We start from the raw sequence: 574 nt of genomic DNA on the forward strand, positions 1-574 counted from the left end.
ATTCAAACTCAAGGTTTCCTTCACCTTTGATCGCCTTAAACCACGCTTTGCTGTTATCCAAACAAACGTTGCGTTGGTAACTCTCGCCACTCACCCGCTCCACGCCCTCAATGGCTCTTAATCGGTAAAAATCCAGCATGTGTTGCCAATTCAACTCGCCACGATAAGACAACGCAATTCGATTCGTGCTCACGCCATCAAATTCTCTTCGACGAACTTGAGAAGGCGTGAGCTTCAGAAACTTTTGGAACGCATCGTTGAAACGGCGCGTGCTGTTAAAACCGGCGGCGAAGCCGACTTCCGTAACCGACATCGAACTGGAATGCAGCAACTGTTTGGCGAACATTAACTGCTGATATTGCGCGTACTGTTTTGGTGACATGCCGAGATACTGCTCGAACAACATGCGCAAGTAACGATCAGAAATCCCAACGCGCTCTGCCAGTTCAGACACCGAGTGGTGATGCAGCTCTCCTCGCTCAATCAACGAAATCGCGCGTTGAAATGTTGTTTCTACACCTTTCCATGCCCACGATCCCGGTGCGCTGTCTGGACGACAACGCAAACAAGGACG

At 50.0% G+C, this 574-nt stretch carries 1 protein-coding gene; it reads right to left on the reverse strand.

Translation table 11 applies throughout. The annotated features are described in order from the left end of the window. Positions 1-574, reverse strand: a 574-nt coding sequence (locus R8O11_RS29945) for a helix-turn-helix domain-containing protein (protein ID WP_318195223.1), incomplete at both ends; no start/stop codon positions are given.

The organism is Vibrio sp. 1288 (assembly GCF_033344475.1).